Below are 18,677 nucleotides of genomic sequence, written 5' to 3' on the forward strand. Positions count from 1 at the left end.
CAGCCGACGCAGCAGGGGCGTCAGGCGTATCCGTTTCATTGTGGTGTGCTTTCGCTGGCGTCCAGGCGGTAGCCGGCGCCCCGGACGGTGCGGATCGAGCGCTGCTGGAAGGGAGTGTCGAGTTTGCGGCGCAGGGCGCTGATGTAGACCTCGACGATGTTGACGTCGCCGTCAAAACGGTCGTCCCAGACATGTTCGAGGACCTCGCACTTGGACACCGTCTCGCCCTTGCGGCTGGCCAGATACTCCAGAACGGCGAACTCACGGGCGGTCAGCGCCATCTCGCGGCCACCGCGTCGACAGTGGCGGCCGGCCGGGTCGATTTCCAGGTCTCCGATCCGGACCACGCTGGGTCGCTCGGGGCGGCCTCGGCGGATCAGGGCGCGCAGTCGAGCTGCGAGCGCGACAAAGGAAAACGGCTTGGTGACGTAGTCGTCCGCGCCGGTGTCCAGGCCCTCGGCCTGGTCGTACTCGCCATCCTTGGCGGTGAGCATCAGCACTGGCGTCCACACCCCCTCCTGACGCAGTTGTGCGCACAGCCGCAAGCCGTTCAGATGAGGCAGCATCACGTCCAGTACGAGCACGTCGTATTCGTTCTCCAGCGCCAGCTCCAGGCCGCGTGGACCGTCATGGGCCATATCGACGGCGTACCCCTCGCCGACCAGGCCCCGGCACAGTAGCTCCGCCAACCGCCGGTCGTCCTCGACCACCAGTATCCGCATGCCCCCAGCATGACCGCTCGGTCCTGTGGGGAACCTGAAGGGCCTTCAGGAACCTTCAGGTTCCCCACAGTCCTGTCATGCCACTGTCTTTTCACGGCCCGCCGAGGAGGGGGATCCACGGATTCGGGACGAGGGGGGAAGTGGGGTTCCGAAAGCCCGGGACCCAGGGGGAAGACCCAGGAGGGAGGCCGGGCCGGGCGAATTACCGGCGTCGGCTGCTACGGGGAGAGATCCCGGCAGGGGGTCCGTGGGCCACAGAGAGGCCGGCGGAGCTGGAGTGGGACGTGATGGTCGATCAGACCCTGCGAAGCAGCGCCCTGTTCGGACGGGTTCCCGCTCTCGTCCTCTTCTCCGACGCCTGTTCCACCTCAAGTGCAGCGCCAGAACACGAAACCGTCCCACAGAACAAGGAGAGGGAATCTATGCGAACAACACGACGGGCAAGCCTGGCTTCGTTGGCAGCGGTGGCGGCGCTCGCCGTCCCGGCGGGGCTGGTGGTGGGCAGCCCCGGCACGGCGTCGGCGCAGGTTGCGTCCAAAACGGTTGCCGCCGAGGTCGCGTGCACCGGCATCACCAACGTGAGTGTTGGTGGCGACTGGTACCTCCATGTGCCGTCGGTGGGCTCAGGAAACTACAACTGCGTCGTGGTCCGGGGGATGCACAGCCTCCCCGTACTGGTCGTACAGGAGAGCCTGAACGCCTGCTTCGGCCAGAACATCGCGGAGGACTGGGACTTCGGCCCCGCCACCCAGCAGGCGGTAAAGAACGCCCAGACGCAGATCAACCAGATCTGGGGCAGCCACGTGCTGGACGTAGACGGCCGTTTCGGCCCCAAGACCAGCTCCTACTTCTACTTTCAGGCATACGACCACTCCAACAACGGCAGCCACACGGGCTTCTGCTACCGGCGATAGTCCATGACGTGTCCGCACGGCGGCCCGCCGTGCGGACACACTGCCTGTCGTACGTAGGCCGAGGGCCAACCCGGGCGACCCCGGCTTGGTCCACGCCGAGGCCCTGGCCGAGGCGGCCAGGCTGGAGCGCGCAGGCATGGAGGTCCCCGGCGGGCACGGTGTCTCCGCGCACGGGAGCGTCCATCCCGGAGGCCGCCGCGGCGATGACGGTCTCCAGCTGTTCGGCGAAGTACGGCCCGGGCACGGGGATCTCGAGGTCGGGGTGGCGGTCGTAGCCGAGGGCGACGGCGGCGGCGACGAACTCGATGACCGCCTGCGCCGTCGGTGTGTGCCGGCGCCGGGGGGGCATGGCTGAGCCTGCTGAGGATCCGCAGAACCGTGGAGAGGCTGGTGTCGGCGGTCATCATGCGGTAGGCCGGGGCGTCCTCGCCGTACTCCTCCTCTGCCGTCTCCTGGGATGTGTGGGCGCGGGCCTGCCAACTGTCAGCTGTCGCAGCCGGTGCCATCTCCGTCGCGGTCGAGGTGGCTGCCGTAGCCGGGTTCGCCGCGGTGGATGGGTGCGGCTCCGGCGGCGCGGGCTTCTGCGCAGTTCGCGTAGTAGACGTCGCTGCCGCCGCCGGTGGTGCCCCCGCTGCTCTCGTCGGCGTTGTCGTCTGCTGCGGGCGCGGCGACGGTCTTGGTGACCTTCACTTTCACCGTTGCTGTGGCGGTGACGGTCGGAGCCGCCTCGGCTTTGGCTTTCGCCGTTTCGGTTGCTGTGGCGGTCGCTGTGACGGTGGGCCCGGGCTTGGCCGTGGTGGTCTTCGCGTCGGCCGCCTGCGGATCGCCAGCTCTGGCGCCGATGCCTCCGAGGACGAAAGCGAGCCCGATCGCGGGGAGCACGTACCGTTTCCGCGCCCACTTGGGAGCGGGTCTGGTGGGCTGCGGCATCTGCGGTGTGGTGTACGGGCTGGTCATTTCGTCCCCCCGAGGTCAGTTCGAGTGGGATGACGGTACTGCCCAGGTTCACCGGTTGGGGGATTGCGGCCAAGAAGGCTTGGAGCTGGGGGTCGCGAAGCCACCAACGTCATGAGATGGCGCATCGAGGACTCCGGGATGTCCTACTGGGAAGCCGGGTAGACGCCTCACGGGTCCAAGTCGTCAAGTACGCGGCGCTGATGCCTCTGTAGCTTTGCTTGTTGTTCGATTACGGGCGCAAGGGAGTCTCGGTGGACGTGGTGCGTGTCATGGAGTCGCTGGCCGAGCAGGGGGTCACGGTCCTGTTCAAAGCTGATGCCGAGCGCATGCGCGAGGGCGCAAGGCCATGGACGTTCGTCGCGACCGGAGCCCCATTTCATGAGGACCTCTTGGTGCGCACGGACGCCATCTCCGTGGATGCCTGCTTGGAGGTCTGTTTGCCTCAGCTGCGCGAGTACGGCCTGGTCATCCCCGAGTGAAAGGCGGGCCTTCGCCTCATGCGGCGGTCGGCGCGACTTCTTCCAACGGAACCAGAGGGCCACCCCGTGGTGCTGGATCCGTTAGCAACGAATTAGGTTTGGTGTGGGTCCGTGCCATGTTGACGGAGCTGGCCCGGACCCAACATCTCGCTCTCTCACGGCTTCGGCTGGCCTCCCCCACCCAGCCAGCCGCGCTCTGCCCGCCCGGGGGGCTATCCGGCGGGCTCGTACGTCACAGACTCGAGCGGACAGCCCAGAGCGATGTCCCGCAGGGCCGCAAGTTCGGTGTCGTCCGCGGCCAGGCCCCAACGCAGCTTCGTACCCACCCACTCCGCGGCGTACTGACAGCGCACCGCGTCGTCGAGGGCGGGCGGCATCCAATCGGCCGGGTCCTGGTCGCTCTTGCTGCGGTTGGAGCGGGCGGTGACGGCGACCAGGGACGTCTCGGCATCCTGGTCGTTGGCATACGCCTCGCGGCGCTGCCGCGTCCAGGTGGAGGCGCCGCTGTCCCAGGCTTCCGCGAGCGGCACCATGTGGTCGATGTCCAGGCCGGACGCGCCCGTCACTCAGGTCCGCGTCGTAGTAGACCACCAGCGGCCACCCGTCAGCCGACAGCCCGAGCCGACCTCCGGGGCGTCGACGGCTTCTGAAAGCAGCACCTCTGCACGGGTGTTGCAGCCGTCGGCGGGTTGGTGCCGGCGTTCCGATGCTTGAAGGAGCTCCCGCCTTTGGTCCTGGTGTGTGGTGCCGGTTCGCGGGTATCCGGGGTCGTTAACCGGGTTGCTCAGGACGAGGGTGGCGGTGTGGCTCAGTGAGGAACGCAGACGAATATGAGTCGCTGGTCAGCCGCCCGATCCTGTCCGCCGTGACCCTGCACGGCAGCGAGCCGATCGCCGCGGCCCGGCACTTTGCCCGCAATTTCATGACCGCGGTGCAGGCCGTTCACGGAATCCCGGTGTCGGAGCGTGCGATGGGCCTGGTGCAGCTGGTCGTCAGCGAGCTGGTGACCAACGCCCACAAATACGCGCCCGGGCCGTGCCCGCTGGACCTGGAGGTCAGCGGCGGCGCCGTGGAGATCAGCGTGTGGGACACCGATCCGACGCTGCCCGCGGCCCGTCCGGCCGACCCGGGACGGGTCGGGCAGCATGGCCTGGAGATCGCGATGGCAGTGTGCCGCAGCTTCGAGGCGCGGCGCGAGCCGGTCGGCAAGCGGGTGAAGGCCACGGTCGTACTGGCCGACGATCCCGGCGAGCACCCGGCAGGTCGCCTGATGTGACGGGCACCACAGTCACTTCAGAGGAAATCGTGCATTTTAGGTAGCGTCTGTCCGCCCCGTAGGGAAGTTCTCCAGCGCATGACCCGTGGAACCGCCGAATGCCCGGCACTCGACGTACTCGCCGCCATGGGTGACAGGATCGGTGCGCTCGGGCCGGAGGCGCCCACCTGGGCCGACTCGACGCGAAGCCGCGGCGTGGCGCGGGCAGGAACTCCTGTGGCAGGCCGTCCACTTCGGAAAAGCGTGACCGTACGCAACGCCGGTGTCGGCGGGGCGGGGCGCCTGCACACGGTTGCCGCATCCGCGACCGCCGCGCTCCTCCTGGCCGTGGTCACAGGGCCGGTCCGCAGCCGCCTCAAGGTCTTGACCGGCGCCCAGCCCGCCGTCAACTGGACGCTCACCGCGCTCGATCGTCTTCGCGATCGAGCGCGGTCCTCGCGATGCGGATCCGCCGCAAGCGGCCCGAGGTCTGCGCAAGGCTCGCCGTCCGTCACACGGACGTCGGCTCCGTGTGACGGACGGGCAGACCCCGTCGCGGACGAGAGATCCGCGACGGGGCCGCCGCGCCCGGGGGGAGTAGTCGGCATCGACTCGCGGGCGCGGTCCGGGTCGGTTCACGGCGGGCGCTACGCGACCGGTACGACGGTCGCCGCGTCCCGGCTGCCCGCTCAGCCCTGTTCGGCGGGCACCTGCGCCCTGTCCGCCGCGAGCAGCGCCGTGAACCGCGCCAGCCGGGCTCCCTGGAAACGGGCGCAGTCCAGCGTGACCTCGTCGGGGGCGTTCGAGGGGAATCCCGCGGGCCACGACGTCCCGTAGGGGTTGCCGCCGGCGGCGTAGACGATGTCGTCCGTGTAGCCAAGAGGGACGATGACCGAGCCCCAGTGGTAGAAGACGTTGTTCAGCGAGAGGATCGTCGACTCCTGGCCGCCGTGCTGCTCGGCCGAGGAGACGAAGGTCGTCACCGGCTTGTCCGCCAGCTTCCCCGCCTGCCAGAGGCCTCCGGCGGAGTCGATGAACTGCTTCAGCTGGGCCGCCGGAGCGCCGTAACGCGTCGGTGTGCCGAAGGCGTATCCGTCGGCCCACTCCAGATCGGCGAGTTCGGCGACCTCGACGGTCGACTCGGTCTCCTCGCGATGCCTGCCCCAGTCGGGGTTGGCGGCTATCGCCTCGGCGGGGGCGAGTTCGGCGACCCTGCGCAGCCGGACCTCGGCGCCAGCGGACTCGGCGCCCTCGGTCACCGCCTGCGCGAGCCGATGCACGGACCCGGTCGCGCTGTAGTAGACGACCAACACATGTGCTGACACGGAAAACCACTCCCAGATGTCTGATGCTCGATCACGATGAAGGCGCTCAGGGGCGCCTGTTCACTTGGTCGGTGTGTACGAGAGGACGGCAGTGATCGCCTTCTCCTCGGTGTTCGCCTCGATACCGGCCCAGCCGAGTTCCCGTCCCTGGCCGCTGAGCTTGGAACCGCCCCACGGCAGGCGGGGGTCGAGCGGCGCCCAGCCGTTGATCGCGACGGCGCCGGCCTTCACTCGGCCGGCAAGCGCGTGTGCCCTGCTGACGTCCGAGGTCCACAAGGTGGCGGCCAGCGCGTACTCGCTGTCGTTGGCGATCGTGACCGCGTCGGATTCCGACTCGAACGGGATGACCGCGCCCACGGGCCCGAAGATCTCCCGCCGGGCGATGGTCATGGTGTTGTCGACCTCGCCGAACAACGTCGGTTCGACGAAGAATCCCTTGCCGTCCGGTCGTCCGCCCCCGGCGATCAGACGGGCGCCGTCGTCGACTCCCGCCGCGACGTAACCGGAAACCCGCTCCAGTTGCCGTGCGTTGATCAACGCGCCCATCGTGGTGCCCTCGTCGAACGGGTCGCCGACCTTGATGTCACGCGCTCGCGCCACCAGCCGCTCAACGAACTCGTCGTACACGGAACGGGCGACCAAAATGCGGCTGCCCGCGGCACACACCTCTCCCTGATTCGCGAAGATTCCGGCCGCCACGCCCTGCACCGCGTCGTCCAGGTCCGCGTCCGCGAAGACGATCTGGGGGCTCTTGCCGCCGAGTTCCAGGGTCGTACGGCGGAAGCCCTTCGCGGCCGCCACGGCCACCTTGTATCCCGTCTCCGGGCTTCCGGTGAACGAGATCTTGTCCACCCCCAGGTGATCGACGAGCGCCTGGCCCGTCACGGCTCCGAGCCCGGGAAGCACGCTGAACGCCCCGGCCGGGAAACCTGCTTCCTCGATCAGCGACGCGAGGAGGAGCGAGGTGAGGGGCGCGTCCTCCGGGGGCTTGAGGACGACGGCACAGCCCGCGGCGAGCGCAGGGGCGATCTTCCAGGCCCCGATCATGGTCGGCGAGTTCCAGGGCGTGATGGCCGCGACCACGCCCACCGGCTCGCGCACGGTGTAGCTGTGCGTGGGTCGGCCCATGTACGAGCCGGTCGGGACCGAGCGGCCCTCCACCTTGTCGGCCCAGCCCGCGAAGTAGCGGAAGGCCTGGATCGTCTGGGGCAGGTCGATCGCCCGCGGCTCGAAGCCGGGCTTGCCGATGTCCAGCGACTCCAGGACCGCGAACTCCTCGCTCCGCGCCTCGATCAGATCGGCCAGGCGGTGCAGCAGCAGCACCCTGGCACTCCCGTCCGTCCTCCCCCACGCCCCCTCGTCCAGAGCCGACCGTGCGTGGGACACGGCTTTGTCCACTTCCCGGGCTCCGGCCGCGGCCACGGTCGTGAGCCGTCGTTCGGTCACCGGGTCGATCACGTCGAAGGTGTCGATGCTCTGACTGCTGTCCCATCGCCCCGCGAAGTAGGGCTCCGTCGGAACCGTGCTGACCAGCCGTTCGGCTTCTGCGCGTGTTAGCATGAGTACGATTACCGTTCTATGTGGACGATATTCGAAACCTTAGAGATGAGGGTGACGCCGGTCAAGGGGTCGGCGGCATACGACCGTTCCGGCCGCCGTGACATGATGTGCGGCACGACAGGGCAGGAGGCGAGAGAAAATCGTGGCGGCGACCGGCGGGGAAACGTCCCTGACTCTTGACCGCGGGCTGACGGTGTTGTCACTGCTCGCACGAAACGCCGACGGTCTCACGGCGGCAGAACTCGCCGAGCGGCTGAGCGTCGCCCGGGCGGCCGTCTACCGTCTGCTGCGCACGCTGGAGGCGCACAGCCTCGTCGCCCGTATCGGCACGCGGTACATCCTCGGGTTCGGCGTGGCCGAACTGGCCGGGCAGCTCAAACCACGGCTGCAGTCCACCGTCCTGCCGATCCTGCGCCGACTCAGCGAACGGACCAACAGCACGGCGCTGTTGAGCGTCGCCGACGGCGACCAAGCCCTGATCCTGCTGACGGCGGAACCACCGAACTCCACCATGCACCTCGCCATGCGAGAAGGCGCCCGGCACGCCCTGACCGTCGGCGCGGACGGGATAGCCATCCTCGCCGGCAGGCCGGAGAGCGACGAGGACACCGCCGCCGTCCGCGAGGCGCGTCGTCGCGGCCACGCCGTCAGCGTGGGCTCGATCCAGGAGGGCGCGATCGGCATCGCCGCCCCCATCCAGGTCTCGGACTGGTCGACAGCGAGCCTGGGAGTGGTCCAAATCGGTCTCAAGCTCGTCGACGAACAGGTCCCGCACCTGGTGACGGAGGCCGCCCGAACGGCCGCGACACAGCTGGTCGGGGTGGCCGGCCCGGAGTCGGTGAAGGGATAGCCTCCGCTGCTGTCCCGCCGGTGCGACTCCCAGCGGGACAGCTCCGGGCCCACACGCGTCCGATGTACGCATGCGGACCCGGCACGGGTCACTCGTCGGCCCGGTCACCCGTCTGCGGTGCGGCGTGGCAGTGGTTCGCACCGTGCCCGGACGGGGGCGGTACGTCCAACGAGGGGTTACGGTCGAAGAATCCGACCGGCTTCAAGGCGAATCCGACGTAGTCGCACGGCATGATGGGCCAGTCCTCAGGCCTTGGCAGATGCGAGGTGCCGAAGGTGTGCCAGAGCACCACGTCGGTGTCGACCAGGTCGCGCTCCTGCTCGATCCACTGGCCGATCCCGTCCCCGGGGTGCTGGTTGGGGTAGTCGCCGGCCGCATGCTGTTCGTCCGGGCTGTACCGGGTCACCCACAGATGAGCCCGCGCGAACTCGGCGCGTCGCGCCAGATCGCTCTCGGGAGCGGCGAGCAGCGTCGGACCCACGAAGGGGACCAGCTTGTACGCGACGGGCTCGCCGAAGCGGTTGCGCACACCGGGATTGGTGATCTTCCAGGTGCGGGCGGTGAGCGGGTCGCACATCCTGCGGCCGTCACGTTCGTTGGTGATCTCCGTGCGGCGGGCGACGATCGCGTTCCCGTACGGGTTGTCCGGCCCCATCGGAAGACCGACCGCGTCGACCTCCGCGACCGTGTTGCGCGGCCCGTCGACCTCCATGTCCAGGCGCATGTTGAACAGGTGCTGGTGGTTCGGCGCGTCCAACTGGGGCGCCACGAGCGATCCGTAGGCGGGCTTCTCGCCGGGAGCCACGGCCCGCGTCTGGACGATGCCGGTCAGCTTAGCCTCGAACTGGATTGTCCCGTCGAGGTAGAAGTACCAGAAGAAGCCGTACTCGTAGTTGCCGATCGTGTGGATCGACGACACGACGAGCCGCCGGGAACGCCTGACCTCCGCCTGCTGGACATAGCGGAAGTCCCAGTGCTTCCAGAGGATTCCGTAGTCCTCCTCGTGCAGGCAGATGGCATTGGTGACGGTGTGCGGGATGCCCGACTCGTCGGAGAGCACCGCGTCGAGGTACCTGATCTCGCCGAGGCAGTCGCACCCGAGACTGAGCGAACCGACGGTCTTTCCCAGGCAGTACTCACCCGCGTCGAAGACGTTCCGGAAGTAGAAGTCGTCGCTGGTGTCGCCGTATGGCACCACCATCTCGCTGATGCCGGCCCGGTGCAGGATCGGGCGCCGGCGCCCGTCGTCCTGGTAGGAGACATCGCTGATGACGAGTCCCTCCACCACGTCGATGTGGGCGTGCAGCCGCCACCGCTGCCACTCGATCACATTGCCGGACACCGTGAAGGAGGGTCCTTCGGGCTGGGTGATCTCGATGGGCCGGAGGTCGTCGCGCAACGGACCGACACTGGCCGGGTCGTAGTTCCCGCTCTCCGGCGGAAGCGGCAGCGGATCCCCCTCCTGGATGGCCGCCACCGAACGGGCGTCGCAGTCGATGACGAAGACGAGGTTCCCGACGGGCCTGGCGTAGCCGTTGTCCTCGGTAAAGTGGCGGACGTACGCGGTCGCCCGGATCACGCGTCGTCGCGCGTCCACACCCTCGATCGGCAACGTGCCGGTCGACCAGGGGTCGAACTGCACCTGCGAGAGATCGTCGACCCCGTGCCGTATCAGTGCCTCCACCGCGGCCGGATCGTTCTTGATGATCTCGTCGAGCGCCACCAACTCGTCGATCATGATCGGCGGTTGCAGGCCCGGGAGGTGCTTGAAGGAGACCAGGCTGCCGTCGGCGAGATCGACCCGGGCCTCGAACATGGCACTGGCCTCAGGGTCGTGGACGACGAGGAAGGCCACGCGGGGGATCGGGCTTGAGGGGTCGTACGCCCGCACCTGCTCCTTGTCCGGGAGGTCCAGACGCACCAGGGGGAATTTCATCGCCCCCCGCTGAGGGTGACTGGTACGCACCACACCGACGGCCATTTCTATTTCCTCGGCGGTCAGCGGATCGTACGGGTGTGCCGTGGTGGTGGTCACTGCCTTACCTCCTGATGGCATGGGCGATGAAGGGTGAGGTGAGTGGTGGTCCGGGTTTTGTCGTCAAAGTGGGGTCACTTCACTGGCGCCTTCCGCCGCCTGGTCCGTCACGGGTTCCCCCTGGCTGGAGGACCGGCCGAGCGCGAAGAAGGACCAGACCGCGCCCAGTGCCACCCACACGAGCAGAGCCCAGGGAACGGTGTCGAGAGGGCTGGCCGCCTGGTAGAACGAACCGAACACCGCCCCGGCCGCCACTGCTACACCGGCACTTCCCGCGATGAGCAGTTTGGTTCGGCTGACATGGTTCCAGAGGCCCTTCACCCCCGCGGCACCGACGACGAGATACATAGTCGCCATGCCTGTTCCACCAAAGCCGGCCATCCAGCCGAACGCCGACGCCCATTGCGGCTGACCGGCCCCCTGACCGAACATCCGGTCGCCCCCCACGCGCACACCGACGATGGCGACACACGAAACAACGCCCATCAGTACGGCGCCCCATACAGGAGTACGGAACCGGTGGTGCAGAACCGCCAGCTTCGACGGCAGCCGGCCACTGCGGGCCATCGAGAGCATGCCTCGAGTCGATGCGACGCCGACTCCGATTGCCACCGCGAGGATGTCGAGAATGATCAGGACCGCCAGGAAGTTTCCGAACGCGGCAGACCCGAACTCCCCACCGTACGAGAGCGTTTCCAGCGGGAAGACACTGTTCTTCCACGCTTCCACGTCGAGGCCGAAACCCATGACCTGCGCGTAGGCCACCACCACGTAATAGACCCCGACGATGCCCAGCGACAGCATGACCGCCCGCGGCACATGGCGCTTGGGGTCCGAGGTCTCCTCAGCGAGATTGGCCGCCGACTCGAAGCCGATGAACATGTTGATGCCGTACAGAACGCCGAAGAGAAGATTCAGACTCCCCACGGCGAAGGGATTGAAGGGCTCGACGGACCAGCTGTCGCCGTTCTGGCCACCGCGGAAAATGATGACCAGCGAGAAGACAAGGACGACGACCATGGCGCTCAGTGCGAGGATGAGTTGCGCCCGAATCGAGACGTTAACGCCCACCACGAGAATCGTGAAGGCGACGGCGGCGTATCCCAGGGACAGCGGCCACCACGGCACGTCCACGGACATGGTGCTCTTGAGCCATGCCTGTGTGAGTCCGCCGAGGACGAGGAATGTCGCGGCTCCCAGAACCATCATGGCTCCGTAGTAGAGCCATCCGGTGATCACACCGACGCGCGGTCCGGCGGTGTCACTCACGTATTCGTAGAGAGAGCCGCACGAATGGATGCGCTTCGCGTATTGGGCGATGATCCATCCCACGCCGCACATGCCGATGCCCGCGATGATGATCGCGACCGGCGTGGCGACGCCGGCACCGCGTCCCGTGGCCGACAGACCGACGACTAGGGGCAGCAGGGCCGCGACCGAGAAGACCGGTCCCATGAAGCCGAGTGATTGAGTGAGGACGCCGATCAGGGACAGGCGGCCGTGGGCCAGGGTGGTGCGATCAGGGCTTGTCATCCCGATCAGCCTCCAGTTTCGCCACTGTGCGATATTCGTACGTGGTGTACGTTTGTTGAAAGCACATGGTGTGGTGGCCTGCGGTGGGTGTCAAGGCCCGGCGTCGGCCAAACCCGACCGCCGCCGAAGACACGGCGGTCGCCACCCGGCGGCCAGAACGCGGCCGCCCCCGCCGAAGTGCTTCGGCGGGGGCGGCGGTTGACCTGGGAGGAATGCGGGATGGGCGGCTCTAGCGCAGGCCCAGCAGGAAAGCTCGGGCCGCTCGCGCGGCGGAGACCACTTCCGAAGTGGCCTCGTCGACGCGGTCCTGCCGGTGCGAGACGAACATGACGCAGGCGTCCAGTACGTCTCCGTCGCGGGCCAGCGGAGCGGCGACCGCGTGGGCTCCGGGCTCCACAGCGCCATGAGTGGTGACCCATCCCCGGCGGCGCGCCTCACGCACGGCGTCCGAGTCGTCGTCGGCGGGCGCCCGTCCGGCCCGGATCGCACACGGGGCGGCCCCGCGGTCCAAGGGCTGGCGAGACCCCTTGCGGTAGGCGAGGTGGTAGTCGGCGTCCTGGGGAACCGCCGTGGCCACGGCGACGACACAGTCCGGTTCAGGGAAGAACAGGATCGCCGTACCGCCATACCCGTCCGCGAGCTGTTGCAGCAGCGGCTGGATGAACTCGGCGAGGGTGGGCCGCGAAGTACCCGCGAGTGTGTGCAGTTCTCCCCCGGACGCATACACACCGTCCGCGCTCTTCGCCAGGAATCCCTCCGCGGCGAGCGTGCCCGCCAGTCGGTGCACGACGGTCCGGTGCAGCCCCGTCCGGGCGGCGATCTCGGCGACCGTCAGGCCACGGGGCTGGTGAGCGACGACCCGCAGGACCGCCAGCCCCCGGACGAGCGTCTGCGACGGCGGCTGACTGGGGCGCTTCGCCTTCTCCTCGCGTCCGTCATCCGCGCCGCCCTCCATGTCGTTCGCGGCCTCTGCCCGCACTCCGCCTGCCACCTTCCGAGTTCCGCTCACACGTTCAGCGTATGGCACAGGTCTGTCGCGACCGGGGGTTGACGCCGGAGCCGCACCGCGCCAATGCTGTGCACTATACGCACGGACGGTGCGCATAGTGCACGGAGGATTTCCATGACCCACGCCACCACCGTCTGGCAGGCGAACCGGTCCGGCGGCCTGACCGGGGCCGAGGCCCTCATCGAGACCTCGCTCGCCGCCGGAGTGGACGTCTGCTTCGCCAATCCGGGGACCACGGAGATGCCCCTGGTCGCCGCGTTGGACTCCGTTCCCGGCACCCGCGCGGTGCTCGGCCTCTTCGAGGGCGTGTGCACCGGCGCGGCCGACGGTTACGCCCGGATCACCGGCCGACCGGCGATGACACTGCTTCATCTGGGCCCCGGCTTCGCCAACGGCATCGCCAACCTGCACAACGCGCGACGGGCCCACTCCCCCGTCTTCAACGTCATCGGGGACCAAGCGAGTTGGCATCTCGCCTTCGATGCTCCCCTGACCTCGGACATCGTCTCCCTCGCGACCTCTGTCTCCGGCTGGGTGGGCACCGCCGCCTCCGGCGCGGGCCTGGCCCAGCTCACCGCCCGCGCCGTCGCGGCCGCCACAACCGCACCCGGCCGCGGGGCCACGCTCATCGCCCCCGCCGACTTCCAGCAGGAGGTGCTCACGGCACCCGTGGACGTCGACCTGCCCGGCACCCGGGACAGGCGGGAAGTGGCAGCGGACGTCATCGACTCGATCGCCAAGCGGCTGCGCGCCGGGGAACGTGCCGTCCTCCTGCTGGGCGGCGCGGCACTCGACGAACATGGCCAACGGGCGGCGGCCCGGATCGCCGCCGCCACCGGCGCCGTCCTGTACAGCGAGACCTTCCCGGCCGCCGCCGAGCGCGGTGGCGGCCTTCCGGACCTCGACCGGCTCCCCTATTTTCCGGAGAAGGCGATCAAGGCCCTGGCCGGAGCTCAACTGGTCGTGCTGGCCGGCGCGTTGGAACCCGTGTCGTACTTCGGATACGAAGGGATTCCGAGCCTCCTGGCTCCCCCAGGCGCCGTGGAGGTACTGAGCACACCGGAGGAGGACGGCGCACGCGCGCTGGAAGTCCTCGCGGCCGCGCTCGGTGCTCCTGAGCCGGCACCACGACCGCGACCGGACGACGAAGGACTCCCGGACGGAACGCTGACACCGCAGTCGGTCGGCCTGATCGTGGCCCGGCTGCTGCCCGAGCAGGCCATCGTCTCGGTCGAGGGCGGCACCTGCGGCTACCCCTTCTTCACCGCGTCGTCGCGCGCCGCCCGCCACACCACGCTGACCAACACCGGCGGAGCCATCGGCCAGGGCCTGCCCGCCGCCGTCGGAGCCTCGATCGCCGCACCCGGCCGCAAGGTCGTCGCGCTGCAGTCCGACGGAAGCGCGCAGTACACCATCCAGTCGCTGTGGACGATGGCCCGGGAACAGCTGCCCGTCGTCACGCTCATCGCCTCCAACCGCGCCTACAACGTACTGCGCACCGAGCTCGACCGGCACGGACAGAGCCGGCCGGGGCCGGGCGCAACAGCGCTCACCAGCCTGGACAGCCCGGCCTTCGACTGGCCCGCGCTGGCCCGTGGCTACGGCGTGCCCGGCATCCGGGTGGAGACGAGCGAGGGGCTTCGACGCGAACTCGGCCGCGCGCTCGCCGCCGACGGCCCTCAGCTCATCGAGATGGCCCTGTGAGAGGAGCCACAATGCACAGCACAGCAGTCCCGGTCACCGGCGCGCCGGAGGCGGTGAGTCGTTTTCTGGCGAAACCGCGGACCATGCTCATCGGCGGCCAGTGGGTGGGTGCCCTCTCCGGCCGCTCGTTCGCGAGCGTCGACCCCTCCACCGGTGCCGTGCTCACCACTGTTCCGGACGGCGACGCCGCCGACATCGACCGGGCCGTGGGGGCGGCGCGCCGCGCCTTCGACGACCCCGGCTGGCGTCGGATGAGCCCCATGGACCGGGGCGCGTTGCTGCACCGTGTCGCCGACGTCATCGAGGCGCACGCCGAGGAACTGGCCCTGCTGGAGTCGCGCGACAACGGCAAGCCGGTCTCGGTGGCACGTGCCGTGGACGTGGGCACCAGCGTGAAGCTGTTCCGCTACTTCGCGGGCTGGCCGAGCAAGCTGGAAGGCAGCACGATCCCCGTCTCGCCGCGCGGCGGACTGCGGGTGCTGAACTACACCACACGGCAGCCGGTGGGCGTGGCCGGTCTGATCGTGCCGTGGAACTTCCCGGTGTCGATGGCCTGTTGGAAGCTCGCGCCCGCGCTGGCGAGCGGCTGCACGGTCGTCCTCAAGCCGGCCGAGGAGACCCCGCTGTCCACGCTGCGGCTCGTCGAGCTGCTCCAGGAGGCGGGGATGCCGGACGGTGTCGTCAATGTCGTCACCGGGCGCGGTGCCGCGGCGGGCGCAGCCCTCGCCGCGCACGACGGAGTCGACAAGGTCGCCTTCACCGGGTCCACCGAGACGGGCCGCGCAGTCGTCCGGGCCGCCGCAGGGAACCTGAAGAAGGTCTCCCTCGAACTCGGCGGCAAGTCCCCGAACATCGTGCTCCCCGACGCCGATCCGCAGGCCGTCGCCGAGGCCGCCGCCCAGGCCGTCTTCTTCAACCAGGGCCAGGTCTGCACGGCCGGTTCGCGGCTGTACGTGCACCGCAAGATCTTCGACGAGGTGCTGGACGCGGTGGCGGAGCGCGCCAGGACGCTCGTCGTCGGGCCCGGCAGCGACCCGGCCACAGAGATGGGGCCGCTGGTCTCCGCGAGGCACCACGAGAGGGTCACCGGGTTCATCGCCGCCGGCCGGGAGCAGGGTGCCCAGCTGGCCGCCGGTGGCGGGCGGCCCGACCTCGACACGACGTACGACGACGGCTACTTCGTCGAACCGACCGTGTTCGTGGCGCCCGACGACGGCCTGAGCATCGTCCGGGAGGAGATCTTCGGTCCCGTGCTGACGGCGATGCCCTGGGACGACGTGGACGACCTGGTCGCACGGGCCAACGACTCGCCGTTCGGGCTCTCGGCCGGCATCTGGACCAACGACCTGGGCCACGCCCACCGCATCGCCGACGAACTGCAGGCGGGCACGGTGTGGATCAACTGTTACAACCTCACGGATCCCGCGTCGCCCTTCGGCGGATTCAAGCAGTCCGGCTGGGGCCGGGAGATGGGCCGGACGGTGCTCGACCTCTACACCGAGGTCAAGAGCGTCTGGGTCAACCTCGGCTGACGTCCGGCCCCCTCACCGACGGAGCCCCTTGTCGCCGATCACCTCTGTGGGAGACACATATGGACCTGGAACTGGGCGGTAGGACCGCCATCGTCACCGGCGGCAGCCTGGGCCTCGGCCGGGCCACCGCCCGCGAACTCGCCGCCGAGGGCGTGACCGTCGTCATCACGGCCCGCCGACTGCCCCTGTTGGAACGCACGGCGAAGGAACTGGAGGCGGAGACCGGCGGCCGGGTCGTCCCGTACGCGGCGGACACCAACGACACCGAGTCCGTACGCGCAATGGTCCGGCGCGCGGCGGACGACCTGGGGCGGATCGACATCCTCGTCAACGGAGCGGCCGCCCCTTCCGGGCTGGTCCGCAACTCGGTCGAGGAGGCCGACCCCGAGCTGCTGCTGGCAGACATCAACACCAAGGTCGTCGGCTACTTCCGCTGCGCGCAGGCCGTCACCCCGCACATGAAGGCGGGCGGCTACGGCCGCATCATCAACATCGGTGGGCTGACCGGCCGTTCCAGCCACGCGCTCTCCGGTATGCGCAACCTGGCGATCGTCCATATGACGAAGGCCCTCTCCGACCAGCTCGGCCCGTCCGGCATCACCGTCAACACCCTGCACCCCGGGGTGGTGGAGACCGAGCACATCCACGAGCTGTACGAGAAGGAAGCCGTCAAGCGCGGTGTCACGGCAGCCGAGGTCGAGGCAGACTTCGTCGCCCGTACACCGATCCGCCGGGTTCTGGCGCCGGTCGAGATCGCCCAGGCCGTGTGCTTCCTCGCCTCCCCCCGCGCCGCCGCGATCACCGGTGAGTCGCTGGGCATCGACGGCGGTCTCACGCGCGGCGTCTTCCTCTAGGGGGTGTTTCGAAAGTCCCGCACAGCACCCACGGCGCGCGGCACGCACTCTCGCTGCACCGGCCGAAAGCCCAAGTACGTCCAGTACGAGGGCCTCCGGCCGGCACACCGAGAGCACGCACCGGACACCGCGGGCACCGCACAGGACTTTCGAAACACCCCCTGGCTCCAGCCCACGGTCGTCCCCCTCCCCCACCCGTCCGTACTCATCCGTACCGCAGTTCCGAAGGGAAACCCACGACATGCAAGGCACCATCCTGGTCGCCACCGCGGGCCAGGGCGTTCTGCGCTCCTCCGACGGCGGCGCCACCTGGTCCCGGCTCGGACTGGGGCAGGCCCTGGAGTTCGACGCCGTCGTCCGCTGCCTGGCCGTACACCCCCAACAGCCGGACGTCGTCTTCGCCGGTGCCGACGTCGGACTCGTACGCAGCGCCGACGCCGGCGTCACCTGGCACCGCGTCGACTCGCCCATGAACGACCGGACCATCTGGTCGCTGGCGATCGACCCCACCCACCCGGACACGATGCTCGTCGGAACCGGCGCCCCTGCCCGGGCCGCCATGTTCCGCACCACGGACGGCGGGACGACCTGGGAGCAACTGCCCCCTGAGATCCCGGAGTTCTGCGCGGGTGTCAACCGTCCCAGGATTCTGACCTGCGTCGTCGACCGCTACGAACCCAAGAACATGTGGTTCGGCATCGAGGAGGGCGGCCTGTGGCGCAGCGGTGACCGGGGCGACACCTGGGACCGGATCGACGGCACACCCGCCTCCCTGCCCCAGGGCGTCACCAACTCCGACATCCACTGTGTGGTCGTCCTGGAGGGTCCGCCGAAGACGATCGTCGTCGCCGTCGTCAACGCGCTCTTCGTGAGCCAGGACGACGGTGAGACCTGGACCCGCACCGACTCCCGCAAGACGTTCGGCATCTACTACACCCGGCTGGTCAAGCAGCTTCCCGGCACCAACGACCTGCTGCTCGGCATCGGCGACGGCACCCCCGGCACCACCACCAGGATCCTGCGCTCCGAGGACCTGGGGCACAGCTGGCAGGACACCGTCCTGGACACGCCCGCCAACTCGACCGTCTGGGCCTTCGGAACCCACGCCGCCGACCCACAACTGGTCTTCGCGGGAACGAAGTACGGCCATCTCATGCGCTCCACCGACGCCGGTCGCAACTGGCGCAAGGAGTGGCGCGAGTTCAGCGAGATCACCGACGTGACCTGGACCCCCGCAACAGCACCCGCCACGGAAGGACACTGACCATGGAGCCCGACGAGCGCGTGCTCGGCCCGCAGGACGAGCCCACGCCGATCCCCGCCGACCCGCAGGACATCGTGAAGCCGCGAGTGCGCCGGACCCATCTGTCGCTGTTCGTCCGTGACCCCGAGGCCTCGGCCAAGTGGTACGAGGACGTGCTCGGCATGGAGGTCACCGCACGCGGCCCGCAGTGGGTGTTCCTGTCCTTCGGCCGGAAGCACCACGACATCGCCCTGATCCACGCCGAGGAGGGATCCGTCCCGGGAGGCGTAGGCCTGCAGCACTACGGGCTGGAGGTGGACGGCGACCTCGACGAGTGGCGGCGGCTGTACGGGATGCTCCTGGCCAAGGACGTGCCCGTGGTCAAGACCACTGATCACAAGATCGGATTCGGTCTCTACTTCACGGATCCTGACGGCAACCGCTTCGAGTTCTTCCACGAGACGGTCACGGACGACGAGGAGGGCAAGCGCATCCTCGGTCTGTACGGCGCCCCCAGCGAACCGATGGAGGTCGAACCGCTCCGCGGCTAGGGGTGTTTCGAAAGTCCTGCGGTGCCCGCGGTGTCCGGTGCGTGCTCTCGGTGTGCCGGCCGGAGGCCCTCGTACTGGACGTACTTGGGCTTTCGGCCGGTGCAGCGAGAGTGCGTGCCGCGCGCCGTGGGTGCTGTGCGGGACTTTCGAAACA

At 69.0% G+C, this 18,677-nt stretch carries 17 protein-coding genes and 1 pseudogene; 10 read left to right on the forward strand and 8 right to left on the reverse strand.

Annotated elements, in window-relative coordinates; genetic code table 11:
* Positions 1 to 35: 35 nt before the first annotated feature.
* Positions 36 to 722: a response regulator transcription factor gene (locus tag OG718_RS03095; protein WP_328843124.1), complete on the reverse strand. Its 687-nt coding sequence runs from the start codon at positions 720 to 722 to the stop codon at positions 36 to 38.
* 422 nt (positions 723 to 1,144) lie between these two features.
* Here OG718_RS03095 and OG718_RS03100 point away from each other — a divergent pair, with 422 nt between their 5' ends.
* Positions 1,145 to 1,636, forward strand: a complete 492-nt coding sequence (locus OG718_RS03100; RefSeq protein ID WP_306935016.1) for a peptidoglycan-binding domain-containing protein — start codon at positions 1,145 to 1,147, stop codon at positions 1,634 to 1,636.
* Between the two features lie 85 nt (positions 1,637 to 1,721).
* Positions 1,722 to 1,991 carry a hypothetical protein gene (locus OG718_RS03105; RefSeq protein ID WP_328843125.1) on the forward strand — a complete coding sequence of 90 codons (270 nt, stop codon included), beginning with the start codon at positions 1,722 to 1,724 and terminating at the stop codon, positions 1,989 to 1,991.
* A gap of 128 nt (positions 1,992 to 2,119) precedes the next feature.
* Here OG718_RS03105 and OG718_RS03110 read toward each other — a convergent pair whose 3' ends face one another.
* Entirely contained in the window at positions 2,120 to 2,593 is a 474-nt protein-coding gene (locus tag OG718_RS03110; RefSeq protein WP_328843126.1) for an excalibur calcium-binding domain-containing protein, read from the reverse strand.
* Positions 2,594 to 2,844: 251 nt separating this feature from the next.
* On the opposite strand from OG718_RS03110, the gene OG718_RS03115 reads away from it, so the two are divergent.
* On the forward strand, positions 2,845 to 3,072 hold the full coding sequence (locus tag OG718_RS03115) for a hypothetical protein (RefSeq protein ID WP_328843127.1): 228 nt from the start codon (positions 2,845 to 2,847) through the stop codon (positions 3,070 to 3,072).
* Positions 3,073 to 3,284: 212 nt separating this feature from the next.
* Here OG718_RS03115 and OG718_RS03120 read toward each other — a convergent pair.
* A pseudogene (locus OG718_RS03120) lies at positions 3,285 to 3,790 on the reverse strand (HNH endonuclease family protein); the annotation flags it as partial.
* Between the two features lie 147 nt (positions 3,791 to 3,937).
* Between OG718_RS03120 and OG718_RS03125 the strand changes: the two are divergent.
* Entirely contained in the window at positions 3,938 to 4,348 is a 411-nt protein-coding gene (locus tag OG718_RS03125) for an ATP-binding protein (RefSeq protein WP_443054877.1), read from the forward strand.
* Between the two features lie 668 nt (positions 4,349 to 5,016).
* On the opposite strand, the gene wrbA is transcribed toward OG718_RS03125, so the two are convergent.
* Positions 5,017 to 5,652, reverse strand: coding sequence for an NAD(P)H:quinone oxidoreductase (gene wrbA / locus OG718_RS03130; RefSeq protein WP_328843128.1), 636 nt, complete (start codon positions 5,650 to 5,652; stop codon positions 5,017 to 5,019).
* Positions 5,653 to 5,712: 60 nt separating this feature from the next.
* The gene (locus tag OG718_RS03135) at positions 5,713 to 7,212 is read right to left on the reverse strand and encodes an aldehyde dehydrogenase family protein (RefSeq protein WP_328843129.1); all 1,500 of its coding nucleotides are present in this window, start codon (positions 7,210 to 7,212) and stop codon (positions 5,713 to 5,715) included.
* A 142-nt stretch (positions 7,213 to 7,354) separates the two neighbouring features.
* On the opposite strand from OG718_RS03135, the gene OG718_RS03140 reads away from it, so the two are divergent.
* Entirely contained in the window at positions 7,355 to 8,062 is a 708-nt protein-coding gene (locus OG718_RS03140) for an IclR family transcriptional regulator (protein WP_328843130.1), read from the forward strand.
* Positions 8,063 to 8,150: 88 nt separating this feature from the next.
* On the opposite strand, the gene OG718_RS03145 is transcribed toward OG718_RS03140, so the two are convergent.
* From OG718_RS03145 to OG718_RS03155, 3 genes are all read right to left on the reverse strand, one after another.
* Complete coding sequence (locus OG718_RS03145) at positions 8,151 to 10,097, reverse strand: primary-amine oxidase (protein ID WP_328843131.1); 1,947 nt, start codon at positions 10,095 to 10,097, stop codon at positions 8,151 to 8,153.
* A gap of 63 nt (positions 10,098 to 10,160) precedes the next feature.
* Positions 10,161 to 11,552, reverse strand: a complete 1,392-nt coding sequence (locus OG718_RS03150; protein WP_328843132.1) for an APC family permease — start codon at positions 11,550 to 11,552, stop codon at positions 10,161 to 10,163.
* Positions 11,553 to 11,859: 307 nt separating this feature from the next.
* On the reverse strand, positions 11,860 to 12,639 hold the full coding sequence (locus OG718_RS03155; protein ID WP_328843133.1) for an IclR family transcriptional regulator: 780 nt from the start codon (positions 12,637 to 12,639) through the stop codon (positions 11,860 to 11,862).
* A 114-nt stretch (positions 12,640 to 12,753) separates the two neighbouring features.
* On the opposite strand from OG718_RS03155, the gene OG718_RS03160 reads away from it, so the two are divergent.
* The 5 genes from OG718_RS03160 to OG718_RS03180 all read left to right on the forward strand — a co-directional run bounded on the left by OG718_RS03160 (position 12,754) and on the right by OG718_RS03180 (position 18,523).
* The gene (locus OG718_RS03160) at positions 12,754 to 14,343 is read left to right on the forward strand and encodes an acetolactate synthase large subunit (protein ID WP_328843134.1); all 1,590 of its coding nucleotides are present in this window, start codon (positions 12,754 to 12,756) and stop codon (positions 14,341 to 14,343) included.
* 11 nt (positions 14,344 to 14,354) lie between these two features.
* Positions 14,355 to 15,875 (forward strand): aldehyde dehydrogenase family protein, encoded by a 1,521-nt coding sequence (locus OG718_RS03165; RefSeq protein ID WP_328843135.1) that lies wholly within the window; start codon positions 14,355 to 14,357, stop codon positions 15,873 to 15,875.
* Between the two features lie 59 nt (positions 15,876 to 15,934).
* Entirely contained in the window at positions 15,935 to 16,729 is a 795-nt protein-coding gene (locus OG718_RS03170) for an SDR family NAD(P)-dependent oxidoreductase (protein ID WP_328843136.1), read from the forward strand.
* A gap of 241 nt (positions 16,730 to 16,970) precedes the next feature.
* Positions 16,971 to 17,993, forward strand: coding sequence for a WD40/YVTN/BNR-like repeat-containing protein (locus OG718_RS03175; RefSeq protein ID WP_328843137.1), 1,023 nt, complete (start codon positions 16,971 to 16,973; stop codon positions 17,991 to 17,993).
* Positions 17,994 to 17,995: 2 nt separating this feature from the next.
* On the forward strand, positions 17,996 to 18,523 hold the full coding sequence (locus OG718_RS03180; RefSeq protein ID WP_328843138.1) for a VOC family protein: 528 nt from the start codon (positions 17,996 to 17,998) through the stop codon (positions 18,521 to 18,523).
* The last annotated feature ends 154 nt before the right edge of the window (positions 18,524 to 18,677 follow it).

Source organism: Streptomyces sp. NBC_00258 (assembly GCF_036182465.1).
GTDB lineage: Bacteria > Actinomycetota > Actinomycetes > Streptomycetales > Streptomycetaceae > Streptomyces.